Raw genomic sequence first — 14,147 nt, 5'->3', positions numbered from 1 at the left:
ATGCCTCTCGGCCCCATTGGCCCCATCGGTCCCCTTTCTCCTCGCGGTCCGCGCGGACCCGGAGGACCGGGAGGTCCGGGAGGTCCGGGAGGTCCGGGAGGTCCGGGAGGTCCCATCGCGTCCGGTCGGCCGTTGCCCATCACCGCATCGCACACGCGCTCCTGCCAGCGTTCGCTCGGGCGTTCCCAGTTGCCGCAGCAGTCCTGTCGATCGTTCATGTCGTTCTTCCCTTCCTTCCGATTTGCCGGAAATCTCCGGCAGTTCAATCTATGCCGAGGCGGCTTTGCGGTGAGACCCTGCGCGGCAAAATACCGTCGGTTGTACGCCACCGCCGCCGACTGCGGACGCACAAGTGCTGCCCGTTCGTTCCAGGCACAGGCTTGCTTCAGGTCTCCCAATTTATCCCAGCAGACGCACAGGCCGAGTGCCGGCGCATAAGCGCAGGCGTTCACATCAATAAAGCCGTGCGGCGCTGTGCTTGCAGCTCGAATGGCGGTTTCGTACCAGAACACCGCCTGTCTTGCACGGTTATCCGCATATTCGAGGGCTGCAAGCGCACAGCACACGGCACTGCGCGGCACCTCCAGTGCAAATGAGCGGGTCAGTGCCCGCTTTGCCTGCTCGCGCTCTCCGAGGGCGGTCAGCGCCTGCGACAGACCAAGGCACGCATCTATTTTATTCTCTGCCCAGCCGTCCGGCATCGCAAGGAAGACTTCAAATGCTTCAACTGCCTGTGCGTACCGTTTATGCGCCAGCAGCTCGCGCGCGTAATAATAGCTGCCGCGCGCATCCAGCTTTTCCCCCTTAGCGAGCAGGTTTTCGTAGATTTTCAGATTGCGGTCGGAGTACGCACACGGCGGCTTGCGGTGTGTCACCGCCGCGTCTCCGTACCGGATGTTCCCGCGCGGCACAATGCACTCGTGCACCGCACCCTGCCATCGAAAATGCGCAGACGTTTTCAGCAGCCGCTCACGGTAACAGAAAAACGTCGGTCTGCCCTGTTCATCAAAGCCGGTGTGGTACGGCAGCATGACGACATCGGCTGTGCCGTCCAGCTCCGCTTTGAGCGCAAGCAATTTCTGGCGGTCGGACGGCAGAAGCACATCATCCGCATCCAGCCACAGCGTATAGTCCATGCGCGCCTGCGCAAACGAAAAATTGCGTGCAGCGGAGAAATCATCGCACCACGGAAATGCCTGCACAGTGCCGTATTTTCGGGCAATTTCCCGCGTTTTGTCGGTCGATCCGGTGTCCGTGATGCAAATTTCATCCGCAATGCCGCGCACGCTGTCCAAACACCGCGCGAGCACCTTCTCCTCATTGCGTACGATCATGCAAAGGCTGACGGTTGCCATGGCATCCCCTCCCATCCAGTCTATGCAAGGCGAATGAAGGTTGCCAATCTGCACGGATTTTGGTACAATAAGAAGAATAAATCACGGAAACGGAGAGATTTTTCGATGGAGACCGAAGTAAAGCTGACCAAACTTGCAGGCTGCGCCGGCTGCGGCGCAAAAGTCGGTGCCGGAACGCTCGTACACCTGCTTGAAGGCTTTCGCACGCATACCGACCCGCGTCTGATCGTCGGCTATGACAAGAGCGATGACGCAAGCGTGTATGTGCTTGACGAGAACACCGCGCTCGTGCAGACGACCGACTTCTTCCCGCCCATCGTGGACGATCCGTTCCTGTACGGACAGATCGCGGCTGCCAACGCGCTCAGCGACGTGTACGCCATGGGCGGTGAGCCCAAGCTCGCGCTCAACATCATGTGTCTGGCGCAGAGCATGGACAATCATGCGGTGCAGGAAATCCTGCGCGGCGGCTACGACAAGGCCTACGAGGCCGGCGCGATCATCACGGGCGGTCACACCATTCAGAGTGCCGAGCCGATTTACGGACTGGCGGTTTCTGGCTTCGTGCATCCGAAAAAGGTGCTCACCAACAGCGGTGCAAAACCGGGTGATGTGCTGATTCTGACCAAGCCGCTCGGCGTTGGCGTGCTGACCACGGCAGCAAAAGCGGATCTGGTTGAAAAGTCCGTGCTTGACCGCATCTACCGCCAGATGGCTGCGCTCAACAAGGCCGCGCATGATGTTATGGTGAAATATCCGGTGCACAGCTGCACGGATGTCACCGGTTTTTCGCTGCTCGGCCACAGCTTTGAGATGGCACAGGGTAGCGGCGTTTCCGTGCACCTTCGCGCGGACGACGTACCCTATCATGCAGAGGCATACCCGCTGGCAGAGATGGGACTGATTCCGGCAGGCGCATACCGCAACCGGCAGTATGCGGAGGCCGGCGTATGTGTCAAGGGTAAGGTTTCGCGAACCCTGCAGGATTTGTTTTACGACCCGCAGACCAGCGGCGGCCTGCTGTTTGCCCTGCCGGAGCAGGATGCGCAAGGCTGTCTGGATGAACTGCAGCAGAGCGTGCCGGAGGCGAAGATCGTCGGGTATGTTACCGAAAAACAGGCGTTTTCGATTTATTTGGAGTAAATATAAAATTGAGGATGGAGAATTGAGAATGGAAAATTAACACGGTAGTTGACCATTTTCTTTTGAAATTAAACCCAATCAAAAAACACCCCGAACCACAGGTTCGGGGTGCAGTCTGTCGAAAAAGTCGTATAATCAGCAGTTTTCAGTATTTCGCGCGGCAGCGCGCATAAAATAGCATTTGCTCTGCAAATGCTCAAAAGGGGGGAGCATGTATCACCATTTTTGAACTTCTGGAGGGAGAAAGTTTCTGTATAGGAACTTTCGGACGACTTTGGAACGGCCCACGGTCCGTTCCTGCTTGTCGGCGAAACTTTAGTTTCGCGACAGACTCACCCCGAACCACAGGTTCGGGGTGTTTTCTATTCGGAGCAGAAACTGAAATCTGACATTTCATTCTCCATCCTCCATTTTCAATTCTCCATTATTCTTTCCCGCCCTGCAGGATATAAATCCCATGCTCAATGGTTTCGAGCACGGCCTGCAGGTTTTCGCACGCGCCCTTGGGACTGCCCGGCAGATTGATGATCAGGCTCGTGCCGCGAATGCCCGCTGCCGCGCGCGACAGACACGCCTTCGGCGTAATCTGCATGGATGCCGCCCGCATGGCCTCCGGGATACCCGGCGCGAGCTTTTCGCAGACCTTGATAGTCGCCTCCGGCGTTACATCGCGCGGTGCAAAGCCGGTGCCGCCGGTGGTGACGATGAGTGCGAGCTTCTCCTCGTCGGCGGCACGGATGAGCGCGGACTCGATACGCGGCTGCTCGTCCGGCAGCACCTCGACCGCACCGACCGCGTAGCCTGCCTGCTCGAGCAGATTCTTGACGGCAGGGCCGCTCAAATCCTCCCGCTCACCGCAGAACGACCGGTCGCTGACCGTGATGACCTTGGCTGTCAGCATATCATACACCTCCGAAACCGCAGTGCGGGTAAGTGCAGACCTCACAGCCGAGACACAGACCGCCTTCTCCGAGCGTAACAAAATCGCGCTTGGTCAGCCGCACGCCCGCCGCGATACGCGGCAGCACCAGATCAAAAATGGTGGCCTTGGCGTACATGACGCATCCGGGCAGCCCCATCACCGGACGGCCGTCCGCGTAATAGCCCAACAGGAACATGGCGCCCGGGAGCACCGGCGCGCCGTAGGTGACGATATCCGCGCCGCTCTGTTTGATCGCACCCGGCGTGGAATCGTCCGGGTCAACACTCATGCCGCCCGTGCACAGGATCATATCGACCGGCTTGTTTTTCATCTGCTCGATGGCCGCCGCAACGTTCTCCATGCCGTCCTCGACCAGAACGTGCTCGGTCATTTTGATGCCGAGTGCAGCCAGCTTTCGTTCTACAACCGGCGTGAAGCTGTCCGGAATGCGGCCTTTGGCTACCTCGCTGCCGGTAGTGACAACGGCTGCTGTTTTCAGCGTAAACGGGCGGACTTCCAGAATCGGCGTGCCGCCTGCCGCCTGCTCAGCCTGCCGCAGCTTCTCCTCCTCGATCACGAGTGGGATGACGCGCGTGCCGCACAGTTTGTCGCCCGGATGGACGATGCCGTTGCCACGCCTCGTGGCAATCATGATTTCGTCAATGCTGTTGACCGCATTCAGTCGTTCGGTATCGACCAGAAAAACGCCGTCAATGTCCGAAGAAAGCTCGATTTTGCCCTCTTTTGTCTCGCTTTTACGCATACCGGCGTTCTGACAGAGCGCACACAGCCGCTCTGCTGCGTCATTCTCGTGCAGAAAACCCGGCTGCAGCTCCCAGACGTAAAGCTGCTCCTTACCCATCGAAAGCAGCACCGGAATGTCCTCCGCGGTGACGATGTGGCCCTTGCGGAAGCGCGGCCCCTTGCTCACGCCCGGGATGATCTGCGTCATGTCGTGGCACAGAACATGGCCGACCGCGTCCTCGGTTTTGATACATTTCATGGCTTTTCCTCCTCGATCTCGTCACCGGCGGTGATCGTGCCGCCCGTTAGCACAATGGCAAAGATACCGTCGGTCGGCATGACGCACTTGCCCGTCATACGGCGGATTTCGCAGTCATTATGGCATTCCTTGCCGATCTGGGTCACCTGCAGACGCGTTTTTCCCACGCGGAGCACCGTACCGACCGGTAAATGCTTGAGGTCAATCCCTTCGGTGAGGATGTTCTCCGCAAAGTCGCCCGCATGGAGCGTCAGACCGGTTTGGCGCATTTCGTCCACGCTCTCCTGCGCCAAAAGGCTGATCTGGCGGTGCCAGTTGCCCGCGTGCGCGTCACCGACGATGCCGTGGTTTTCCTTCACTGCGATACGCTCCACCGGGTGCTTTTTTGTTCCTTTATGTTCACTGATACAAACTGCAGCTACTTTTGACATAGTGCCTCCCATTCGCTAATTGAAATTTGAGAATGGAAAATGATTGCCTTAATTATCGCGCTCTGCGCGATACCTCTATTCTCCATTCTCAAATTATTTATCCTCCGATTTGACTCATACCTCTCCGGCTTTCACTCGGCTGCCCGGATTGCATATGGTGGCTGACCGGTTTCCCGAACATACCCTCGCGCAGTGCGCGTTCAAGGTTTTCACCGTGCAGACCGCGCAGCGGAATCTCCTGCGCCGAGTGCAGGCACGGTTTCAGCCTGCCGTCTGCGGTAACGCGGATGCGGTCGCAGTCCGCGCAGAAACGGTGGCTCATCGGGCGAATCAGACCGATTTTCCCCTTCCATCCGGGCATTCGGTACAATTCCGCAACGCCTTCATTCGGCAGACGCTGCAGCTCCGGCAGGGCGTGCAGCACCGCGTCCGCAGAGAGAAACCGCTCGCGCGGCCAGTCCGCGCACTCACCGATCGGCATGAGTTCAATGAAGCGTACCTCATATTTCCCGTCCTGCGCCAGCTGCGCCAGTGCCGGAATCTCGTCCGCGTTTACGCCGCCGAGCAGCACGGCATTCAGCTTTGTACCGCAGAATCCGGCGTTCCACGCCGCGTCCAGACCGGCCAGCGTATCCGCGAGCGAGCCGCCGCGCGTCAGCGACGCAAATTTATCCTCATTTAAGGTATCCAGACTGATATTCAGCCGGTCAACCCCTGCTTGTTTCAGCTCTGCGGCGTACTGCGGCAGGAGTGCGCCGTTAGTCGTCATGGTGAGCTCCCGCACACCATTGATGGCACGCAGACTGCGGCACAAGTCCACGATGCCGCGCCGCACGAGCGGCTCTCCGCCGGTCAGCCGCACCTTGCTGACACCGAGCGAAACTGCCGTCTGCACGATCTCGGTCAGCTCCTCGAACGACAGCATTTCGCTGTGCTCCCGCTTGCACACGCCTTCGGCGGGCATACAGTACCGGCACCGGAAATTGCACCGGTCGGTCACCGACAGCCGCAGATAGCGAATATTTCTTCCTTGATTATCCAGCATTTTGCTCACTCCGCCAGCGGCATAACGTCCTCTGGGCGGACGTACAGCGTCAGCTTTTCCGTGCCGGAAAGCGTCTCCCAGACCGCCTTATCCAGCTCCCACCGCAGCCTGCCTGCGCCTGTCGTCTGCAGCATGACCACGGTCGAAAACGGGTTCTCGACCACACGCTCCACCGTGCACGGAATAGCGTTCTCCGTGCCATCTGTAGTGAAGTAATGCGCACGAATCCCGACATAAGCGGTATCCTTCGGCACATGCAGCGCGGTTTTGAGCGTTACGTTCCAGTCCTTGCAGAACAGGGTTCCATCCTGTTTTACCTCGGCGGCAGAGACATTCTTGCAGCCGGAAATCAACGCCGCGCCCATGGTTGCCGGTGCGCGGAACAGTTCCTTGACCGTCTCCTTCGGGTCGGATTTTCCCTTATTCAGCACGCACACCGTATCGCACAGGCGGTAGACCTCATCGCGGTTGTGCGTGACGAACAGCGTGCCGCACGAAAAATTTTTCAGGATGTCCGAAAGCTCCAGTTCCACCTGCCATTTCAGGTACGCATCGAGCGCGGAAAACGGCTCATCGAGCAGCACAAGCTCGGGCTGCCCGACCAGAATACGCGCCAGCGCACACCGCTGCTGCTGTCCGCCGGAAAGCTGACTCGGACGGTTGTTCTCCAGTCCTTCGAGTCGGAACGCGTGCAGGACCTCCCGCACCGCCTGTTCCCGCTCGTTTTTCGGACGGGCGTGCGCGCCTGCGCGGATGTTCTGCTCGACCGTCATGTGCGGAAACAGCGCGTACTGCTGAAACAGGCAGCCGACTTTTCGCTTTTGCGGCGGCAGGTCGATTTTCTTTTCGCTGTCGAACAGGACGCGCCCGTTCAACTCAATATGACCCTTATCTGGTCTCACGATGCCCGCGATGCACCCCAGCGTCATGCTCTTGCCGCAGCCGGAGGCGCCGAGCAGCGCCATCACTTCCCGCTCAGCGGTGAAGTTCACTTTCAGGTGAAAATCACCGAGCGTTTTCTCGATATTAACGATCAGCGCCATGCCTTACGCACTCCTCTCTCCCGCTTTTCGAGCAGATTGACCGCCAGCAGCACCACCGCCGAGATGGCAAGGTTGACCACGACCCACTTGAACGCCAGCGCGTCATCATTCGTGCGCCACAGCTGATAGACCGTCGTCGAAATCGTTGCTGTGCGTCCGGGCGTGTAGCCCGCCACCATGGATGTTGCGCCGTACTCACCGAGCGCACGCGCAAACGCGAGCACCGTTCCCGCGAGGATACCCTGCCTGCAGCAGGGCATGCGCACCCGCCAGAAAATCCAGGTGTTCGAGCGACCGAGCGTGCGGCCTGCGTCGGCAAGCGTTTCGTCAAAGCTCTCGAACGCACCGCGCGCCGTGCGGTACATGAGCGGGAAAATAACAACGGTGGTTGCGAAAATCGCCGACCACCAGACCATGGTCAGCTTGAGATTAAAATGCGCGAGCGCCCATGCGCCGACAGTTCTTTTCGGTCCGAGCACGCGCAGCAGCAGATAGCCGACCACCGTAGGCGGCAGCACGAGCGGCAACGTGAACAGCACATCCAGCACACCTTTGAGCACGCGCGGCAGACGCGCAACATAATAGGCCGCCGCAATCCCCGCGAAGAAGATGATCGCTGTGGAAATAAGCGCGATACGCAGTGAGTTATATAATGGATACCAGTCCATAATCGTCTCCTTTTGCAAATAAAGGCGAGAGATTGCTCCCTCGCCTTTCTATTGTATCAGATTATGCCAACGTGGTAAAGCCTACGCTCTCGAATACCTTGCTCGCTTCATCGGTGGTCAGATAGTCAAGGAACGCCTTCGCCTCGTCTGCGTGCGTGCTGTTCTTGAGCACGGCTGCCGGATAGATAACCCGACCGCACATGTCAGCAGTTGCCTCGTCAATCGTGTCGAGACCTGCCGAGAATGCGTCGGTTGCGTAGATAATGCCGCAGTCAACCGCGCCTTCGCTTACCTGTGTGGTAACTTCCTTTACGTTGGAGCCGTAGGTCAGCACGCCTGCATCCGCCAGCGCCTTCTCATCCAGCTTGTAGTAACTGAAAATCTTCTGGGTATACTGACCGACCGGTACATCGCTGTTGCCGATGGCAAGCAGCACGTCACCGTTCTTCAGCTTTTCCGCAAGATTGTCAAAGCTCTTGATTCCCTTCGGGTTGCCTTCCGGCACAGCCAGTGTTACCTTGTTCTCGAGCAGGTCGATGCGGGTGCCGCCCTGCAGCTCATCCAGACCGTCCGGGTTCTTGTCGGTATCGTCCTTGAGAGAGCCGTCGAGTGCGTTCATCTGCTTGGGTGCTGCAGAGATGAACACGTCGCAGTCCGCGCCTTCCTTGATCTGGGTGAGCAGGTCGCCGGAGGAGGCAAAGTTGAACGTCAGGGTGACGTTCGGGTCAACGCTCTTGTAGTCCTCTGCGATCCGGTTCAGGGTCTCGGTCATGGAGGCCGCCGCAAATACGGTCAGCTCTGCGGAATCTGCAGAACCCATGTCCTCAGCTGCACTGTCGCTGCTCTGGGATGCACCGCAGCCTGCCAGCATTGCCAGTGACAGAGCCGCTGCCGCAAATCGTGCAAAACAGTTGTTTTTCATTGCGTTTTCTCACTTATTTTATAACACTTTAATGAAATACGTTGGAAAAGTGAAGCAGCGCTTCGAGCACGCCGCCGCCGACCGCAAGCGCCTTATCGGATGCGGTATCGCAGTTTTCACGCTTGCCGCGCGGGTCAACGTCACCGGATTTCATACCCTCATGTACGGGTACGCCAGCCTGCAGCAGACCGCGCAGACAGCCGCTGATGGTGGTTTTCATGGGTTTTCCCGCAACGTACGCGATGGTGTCTCCCTCCTCAACCAGATCGCCAATTTCATGGCACGGCTCGAACAAGCCGTCTGCCGGGGCACGCAGAACGCGCTCTGCCGCATGGCCGCCGATTACACCGGGAACGCCCGTATTCGGCAGCGGCGAACCCGTATACAGCACCCGTCCGAGTGTATGCCCACGCATGGTCTCAACCGCCGCGTGACAGTCTGCGCCGGCTGTAAAGCCCGGACCGACCGCAATGACGATCGGCGCGTCCGTGATGTGCGTACCGAGGTTCTTTTTCGCCAGAATCGCGTCCACCAGAGCATCAGGGTGCAGCTCCTGCACGCAGCTTGCCGCCGGATCGGCCAGCACCGCAATGATGCCCTGTTCGGTTAGTGCTGCCGCTTCGGCTGCAGTATCGGCTCGGCGTGCATGCACGCTCTCAACGACTGTTTCGCCCAATCGAATCGCTTCCGAAAAGCATACAGTGCGGCGGATCGACGTTGGCTGCGGCAGATCTGTCAGCACCAGACGAATGCCCGCACGGTACAGCCGCAAGGCAATCCCCGTGGCAATGTCTCCCGCACCGCGTATCACGACTAACATGGCGTTTTCCTCCGTTTATCTTCGTTGTATTTTGTAAACTATAACGATTGCTACCGATGATTATAGCGTATCGGTCGAGTGAAGTCAATATTTTTTCTGTGTGGCAGACATGATATAATACTATTATAAAAGCATGGTTGCAGGGCGGGGTGACCTCCCCCGCCGCATATAACAACATGCAGATAATTTACAACGGCGGGATGAGATCATCCCGCCCTACGGTAAACATGGTTGTATTAGGTGGATTTATGAAAATATGTGAACAATTACACATTATAAAAGGCATAACCGCCGTGATCGGCAGCGGCGGAAAAACAACTTTACTGCGTATACTGGCCGAAGAATTATCCGGAACGGTGATTTTGACGACTTCCACACACATTTTGCCGTTTGCGGGCATTCCCCTGTTGGTGACGGATGACATCGACCAGGTCCGCCGCGCACTTGCGCTTCACCGCGTAATCTGCATGGGCACGCCTGCCGCCGAGGGCAAGCTGACCGCGCCGGCACTTCCTTTTTCCGTGCTCGCGGACGCCGCTGACCATGTGATTGTGGAGGCCGACGGCTCCAAGCGGCTGCCGCTCAAGGCACACGCCTCGCATGAGCCGGTCATACCTGAGAATACACGCAAAACCGTGTGCGTCGTGGGTGCATCCGGGTTTGGAAAGCCGGTCGAACAGACCGTACACCGACCGGAACTGTTCTGTGCGCGCACCGGTGCACACATGAGCGGTATTGTCACGCCGGAGCTGGCCGCACAAGGCATTATCGCAGAACACTTAGCGGATATCGTTGTGCTCAATCAGGTAGAAACGATATCTCCGGCAGCAGCGAAAAGTTTTGCAGATACACTTCAAAACGCCAATATAACGGCTATCTGCACCAGTTTAGTGCAGGATAAACGCTGATTTGCATCTTTGCTCTTCGCGCTCAACGCTAATAAGAAAGAACCGCACAATGTGCGGTTCTTTCTTCAGTCTGTCAAAAAAGTCAGATTGGCGTTTTGCGTTTCGTGCGGCAGCACGCATAAAATAGAATTTGCAAAGCAAATTCATAAATTCCGGGAGCATGTATCTCGGAATTTATACAAAAGAAGAAAAAATGTGCCCGTCAGGGCGCGGTTTTTCTTTGGTTTCGCTCGAAAGCGTGGTTTCGAGCGAGAGGCTGCTCGGAAAACGTTAGTTTTTCGACAGCCTCAAGAAAGAACCGCACAATGTGCGGTTCTTTCTTATTCCATTCCCACAGGTTTATCACTGTTATACTTGGTTTTGATTGCAATATCCGTATAAAGCAGTTCCTTTTCCGGTGCTTTTCTGTTCTGCAGGTAATCAAACAGCAGGAACGGCGGCCGGTAGCCCTGCTCGAATGCCTTCTGATCGAGCACAAAACTCAAGCTATCTGACTGGAGCAGCTCCATATTCATCGGGTTGAGGTCGAATGCAACGACCTTGACCTTGCCCTTTCGGCCTTCTTCCTCTACAGCTGCGCACGCACCGGCCTGTCCGTTGGACGCAACGTAAATGCCGGTCAGGTCAGGATTTGCACGCAATGCGTGCTGCGTAATCTCGTGGGCATAGTCATCTCGGTCGAAACACGGCTGAAACGCTAACAGTTCAATTTCGTTTCCTGTTTCACCGTTAATCGTATCCATAAATCCGTTTAAGCGGTTATTATGTGCGGTATTATTCAAGTGTCCCGCCAGCGGAAGCACCTTGCCGCCCTCGGGCAGCATCAGCCGAAGCAAGCCTGCGGCGGTCTGTCCGGCGCGGTAGTTGTCCATACCAATGAACGCAAGACGCCTGCTGCCCGGTGCATCCGAGTTGAGTGTGATGACCGGAATGCCCTGTTCGTACAGTTCATCGATGCACTGGCGAATCTCCGGCGAGTTGTTCGGCGCGATAGCCAGTCCCTGCACGCCCTGTGAAACCAGCTCTTCAATGTGTTCGAGTACCATTTCGGTATCCAGACCACGGTTTTCGCGCATGATCAGTTCCACGCCCGAGGCGGCAAGCTCCTCTGCGGCACGCTGCACGCCTGCACGCACGATCTGTATCGTCGGCGTCTCGACGGATTGCAGGATCGCCCCCAGCTTGAACTCCCTGCGGGATTTGACCAGCGCCTGTCCGATCAGGTTGGGTTTATACCCTAATTCTGCTGCAATTTTATGAATTTTCGCTGCTACTTCGGGGTTTACGCGCCCTCGATTGTGCAGCGCACGGTCTACCGTACCGCGGGATACACCTGCCAGCTCCGCGATCTGCTGTGCGGTTACAGCCATGTTTTTTCCTCCTTATTCTATGATAGAAAGCACCGTAGCTTTCATTGTGCGGTGTTTCCTCACCACATTCTTTTTTCTTTATTTACAGTATAGCACAATGCACGCATCTTGCAACTATTTTTTGCGTGTATCTCCGTTCAAATTTACGTGTTTCCGTTTTGGCACGGCTTATTTACAAACGAATCGTCTATTTTTCGTGCAGTTTCACCAACATAGTGCACGCCTTTGCACGCATGCTCGCGAAAATAAATGTCCTTTCGCACAAAAAACCATCCGTGTTTTTGTTGCGTTCACCGAATCATTCAGAATATCATTCTTAAGACTTGAAACGCGCAGGATATCGTGATAACCTATAGACAACGAAATAAATCCCCTGAAAACGCAGTGAACATCACCCATGATTCAAGTGCATTTTCGACGGGGAATTATTTTTCAAAAAGTGCGTTCACGAGAACGCCACAGACTATATCTTACTTATAGGGGGTAACACAATGTCATTCTTCTCCTCACTCGCCTGGACAGGCATCTCCTTCCTGCTGTTCACGGTGCTTGTTGCGGTCATTTCCGCTTGGAAAACCCGCGATGAGCAGCTCGACACAGCCGAGGGCTACTTCCTCGCCGGTCGCGGATTGCCCGGTGTGGTAATCGCCGGTTCTCTGCTGCTGACCAACCTCTCCGCCGAGCAGCTCGTCGGTCTGAACGGTCAAAGCTGGAAAACCAATATGGGCCCGATCGCATGGGAGGTCGGCTCGATGTTCACCCTGCTGGTTCTGGCGTACTACTTCCTGCCGAAGTACCTGAAAATGGGCGCCATGACCATCCCGTCCCTGATGGAGGAGCGCTACGGCAAGGGCACCAAGACGATGTTCTCGCTGGTAATCGTTGTTATGTACTCCATCCTCAACCTGCCGGTCATCCTGTACTCCGGTGCAGTCGTTTTCGAGCAGATCTTCGACATTTCCGGCATCCTCGGCACCAGTAAGTTCATGGCTGTTGCCATCCTGTGCATCATTATCGGCATCATTGGCGGCTGCTACGCTATCTTTGGCGGCCTGAAAGCAGTTGCAGTATCTGATACCATCAACGGCGTCGGTCTGATTATCGGCGGTCTGATGATCCCGTTCCTCGGCTTCGCGGCACTGTCTGCAGCAACTGGCGGTCATGGCATTTTCGACGGCATCAAGTACATGGTAGAGGCAGATCCGGCCAAAATGAACGCAATCAACGCATGGAATGCACCGGAACCGGAAGTTCCGTGGCCGCTGATCATCACCGGTATGTTCTTCAACAACCTGTACTGGTGGTGCACCAACCAGTCCTTCGTACAGCGTTCCCTCGCAGCAAAGAGCTTGAAGGAAGGTCAGAAGGGCGCTATCTTCTGCGGCTTCCTCAAGTGCCTCGGCCCTCTGTACCTCGTTATTCCGGGCGTTATCGCATTCTACCTGCCGTCCATTCAGGACAAGCTGACCGCTGCCGGTTCCTCTGCAATCGACTTTGCTTATCCGGCACTGATCGCTGAGATCGTTCCGAAGCCGGTCATGGGCTTTTTCGCCGCAGTCATGTTCGGTGCGATCCTCTCCTCGTTCAACTCTGTGCTGAACTCCGCGTCCACCATGTTCACCCTTGACCTGTACCGTTCGTCTATCAACCCGCAGGCTTCTGACACCAAGTGCGTCAAGGTCGGCAAGATCTACGGCACCATCGCAGGCTGTGTAGCAATCGTCATCTCTCCGTTCGTTATGTACGCCGGCGGCATTACCACCTTCCTGAACTCTATGAGCCAGTTCGTATCCCTGCCGGTACTGTGCACCATCCTCGGCATCTTCATGTTCAAGCGCATCCCGAAGTATATGCCGAAGGTAATCACCGTGTTCCACGTTGTATGCTACGGCGCCTTCCTGCTGATCAAGCCGTGCTATCCCGGTTCGTCCAACCCGATCCACTATCTGTACGCAATGGCTGTTCTGTTCCCGATCGAGCTGCTCATCATGTGGTACCTGAACAAGTATCGTCCGGGTGAGGAATATGAGATTCACGACGTCGGCGCAGTTGATCTGACCCCGTGGAAGTACCGTCATGTAGTTTCCATCATTGGTCTGATTATCGCTGTTGCGATCTATATCCTGTTCTCTCCTCTCGGCCTCGCAGCTTAATTTGTCCCTTGTTGCACTCTTTGTGCATTGATCCCTCGCTTTCCGGCGGTGAATTATCCTCACCGCCGGAAAGCAAAATTTTTTACGAAATTTGAAATTTCCTCTTGCGTTCTCGTGAACGCGGATGTATAATCACCTTGACCCCAGAAATGAGCAGTGCACGCAAAACTTCGAGCAAGCCGCGTGCAGCAAAACAAACCATAAATAACGCAGGCAACTGCACAACACGAATTTATCACTTTTTAGGAGGAATTCATCATGGAAAATCTGAACATTGCACTGATCGGCTGCGGCATGATCGGCCGTGAGCACATCGAGCGTATCCAGAACCGCATCCGCAATGCACGCATCGTTGCCGTATGCG

General features: G+C 56.3%; 13 protein-coding genes. 3 read left to right on the top strand and 10 right to left on the bottom strand.

All coding sequences use genetic code 11. From position 1 onward, the window contains the following. A partial coding sequence (locus DXB00_RS15695; RefSeq protein WP_199697322.1) for a tetratricopeptide repeat-containing glycosyltransferase family 2 protein occupies window positions 1-1,355 on the bottom strand: 1,355 nt, incomplete at its 3' end. A gap of 105 nt (window positions 1,356-1,460) precedes the next feature. Here DXB00_RS15695 and selD point away from each other — a divergent pair. Further along, entirely contained in the window at window positions 1,461-2,498 is a 1,038-nt protein-coding gene (gene selD, locus DXB00_RS15690) for a selenide, water dikinase SelD (protein WP_119215166.1), read from the top strand. 424 nt (window positions 2,499-2,922) lie between these two features. On the opposite strand, the gene DXB00_RS15685 is transcribed toward selD, so the two are convergent. The 8 genes from DXB00_RS15685 to yqeB form a co-directional block, all read right to left on the bottom strand. Further along, a complete protein-coding gene (locus tag DXB00_RS15685) occupies window positions 2,923-3,399 on the bottom strand; it encodes a MogA/MoaB family molybdenum cofactor biosynthesis protein (RefSeq protein ID WP_118730297.1) in 477 nt (158 codons plus the stop codon). A 1-nt stretch (window position 3,400) separates the two neighbouring features. Beyond that, window positions 3,401-4,423: a molybdopterin-binding protein gene (locus tag DXB00_RS15680; RefSeq protein WP_118730296.1), complete on the bottom strand. Its 1,023-nt coding sequence runs from the start codon at window positions 4,421-4,423 to the stop codon at window positions 3,401-3,403. Then, entirely contained in the window at window positions 4,420-4,854 is a 435-nt protein-coding gene (locus tag DXB00_RS15675) for an MOSC domain-containing protein (RefSeq protein WP_118730295.1), read from the bottom strand. The genes DXB00_RS15680 and DXB00_RS15675 overlap by 4 nt, the downstream gene beginning before the upstream one ends. 97 nt (window positions 4,855-4,951) lie before the next feature. Next, window positions 4,952-5,899, bottom strand: a complete 948-nt coding sequence (gene moaA, locus DXB00_RS15670; RefSeq protein WP_118730294.1) for a GTP 3',8-cyclase MoaA — start codon at window positions 5,897-5,899, stop codon at window positions 4,952-4,954. Between the two features lie 5 nt (window positions 5,900-5,904). Further along, on the bottom strand, window positions 5,905-6,942 hold the full coding sequence (locus DXB00_RS15665) for a sulfate/molybdate ABC transporter ATP-binding protein (protein WP_118730293.1): 1,038 nt from the start codon (window positions 6,940-6,942) through the stop codon (window positions 5,905-5,907). Continuing rightward, window positions 6,933-7,610 carry a molybdate ABC transporter permease subunit gene (gene modB, locus DXB00_RS15660; protein ID WP_118730292.1) on the bottom strand — a complete coding sequence of 226 codons (678 nt, stop codon included), beginning with the start codon at window positions 7,608-7,610 and terminating at the stop codon, window positions 6,933-6,935. The genes DXB00_RS15665 and modB overlap by 10 nt, the downstream gene beginning before the upstream one ends. Window positions 7,611-7,671: 61 nt before the next feature. Then, window positions 7,672-8,532 (bottom strand): molybdate ABC transporter substrate-binding protein, encoded by an 861-nt coding sequence (gene modA, locus DXB00_RS15655; RefSeq protein WP_118730291.1) that lies wholly within the window; start codon window positions 8,530-8,532, stop codon window positions 7,672-7,674. A 28-nt stretch (window positions 8,533-8,560) separates the two neighbouring features. Continuing rightward, on the bottom strand, window positions 8,561-9,352 hold the full coding sequence (gene yqeB / locus DXB00_RS15650; RefSeq protein ID WP_118730290.1) for a selenium-dependent molybdenum cofactor biosynthesis protein YqeB: 792 nt from the start codon (window positions 9,350-9,352) through the stop codon (window positions 8,561-8,563). 200 nt (window positions 9,353-9,552) lie between these two features. Between yqeB and yqeC the strand changes: the two genes are divergently transcribed. Further along, entirely contained in the window at window positions 9,553-10,260 is a 708-nt protein-coding gene (yqeC, locus tag DXB00_RS15645) for a selenium cofactor biosynthesis protein YqeC (protein WP_442861155.1), read from the top strand. Between the two features lie 320 nt (window positions 10,261-10,580). Here the strand turns inward: yqeC and DXB00_RS15640 are convergent, their stop codons facing one another. Further along, window positions 10,581-11,630 (bottom strand): LacI family DNA-binding transcriptional regulator, encoded by a 1,050-nt coding sequence (locus DXB00_RS15640; RefSeq protein ID WP_118730288.1) that lies wholly within the window; start codon window positions 11,628-11,630, stop codon window positions 10,581-10,583. A 491-nt stretch (window positions 11,631-12,121) separates the two neighbouring features. On the opposite strand from DXB00_RS15640, the gene DXB00_RS15635 reads away from it, so the two are divergent. After that, window positions 12,122-13,783, top strand: a complete 1,662-nt coding sequence (locus tag DXB00_RS15635) for a solute:sodium symporter family transporter (RefSeq protein ID WP_118730287.1) — start codon at window positions 12,122-12,124, stop codon at window positions 13,781-13,783. The last annotated feature ends 364 nt before the right edge of the window (window positions 13,784-14,147 follow it).

It is taken from the genome of Butyricicoccus sp. OF10-2, from assembly GCF_003481925.1.
GTDB lineage: Bacteria > Bacillota > Clostridia > Oscillospirales > Butyricicoccaceae > Agathobaculum > Agathobaculum butyriciproducens.
This window is presented reverse-complemented; position numbering and strand designations above follow the sequence as displayed.

Excerpts from the sequence above, each read along its gene's own strand:
- DXB00_RS15680 (WP_118730296.1), bottom strand. The coding sequence starts at position 4,423 with ATGAAATGTATCAAAACCGAGGACGCGGTCGGCCATGTTCTGTGCCAC.
- DXB00_RS15640 (WP_118730288.1), bottom strand. The coding sequence starts at position 11,630 with ATGGCTGTAACCGCACAGCAGATCGCGGAGCTGGCAGGTGTATCCCGC.
- DXB00_RS15665 (WP_118730293.1), bottom strand. The coding sequence starts at position 6,942 with ATGGCGCTGATCGTTAATATCGAGAAAACGCTCGGTGATTTTCACCTG.
- moaA (WP_118730294.1), bottom strand. The coding sequence starts at position 5,899 with ATGCTGGATAATCAAGGAAGAAATATTCGCTATCTGCGGCTGTCGGTG.
- modB (WP_118730292.1), bottom strand. The coding sequence starts at position 7,610 with ATGGACTGGTATCCATTATATAACTCACTGCGTATCGCGCTTATTTCC.
- selD (WP_119215166.1), top strand. The coding sequence starts at position 1,461 with ATGGAGACCGAAGTAAAGCTGACCAAACTTGCAGGCTGCGCCGGCTGC.
- yqeB (WP_118730290.1), bottom strand. The coding sequence starts at position 9,352 with ATGTTAGTCGTGATACGCGGTGCGGGAGACATTGCCACGGGGATTGCC.
- modA (WP_118730291.1), bottom strand. The coding sequence starts at position 8,532 with ATGAAAAACAACTGTTTTGCACGATTTGCGGCAGCGGCTCTGTCACTG.
- yqeC (WP_442861155.1), top strand. The coding sequence starts at position 9,553 with ATGAGATCATCCCGCCCTACGGTAAACATGGTTGTATTAGGTGGATTT.
- DXB00_RS15685 (WP_118730297.1), bottom strand. The coding sequence starts at position 3,399 with ATGCTGACAGCCAAGGTCATCACGGTCAGCGACCGGTCGTTCTGCGGT.
- DXB00_RS15635 (WP_118730287.1), top strand. The coding sequence starts at position 12,122 with ATGTCATTCTTCTCCTCACTCGCCTGGACAGGCATCTCCTTCCTGCTG.
- DXB00_RS15675 (WP_118730295.1), bottom strand. The coding sequence starts at position 4,854 with ATGTCAAAAGTAGCTGCAGTTTGTATCAGTGAACATAAAGGAACAAAA.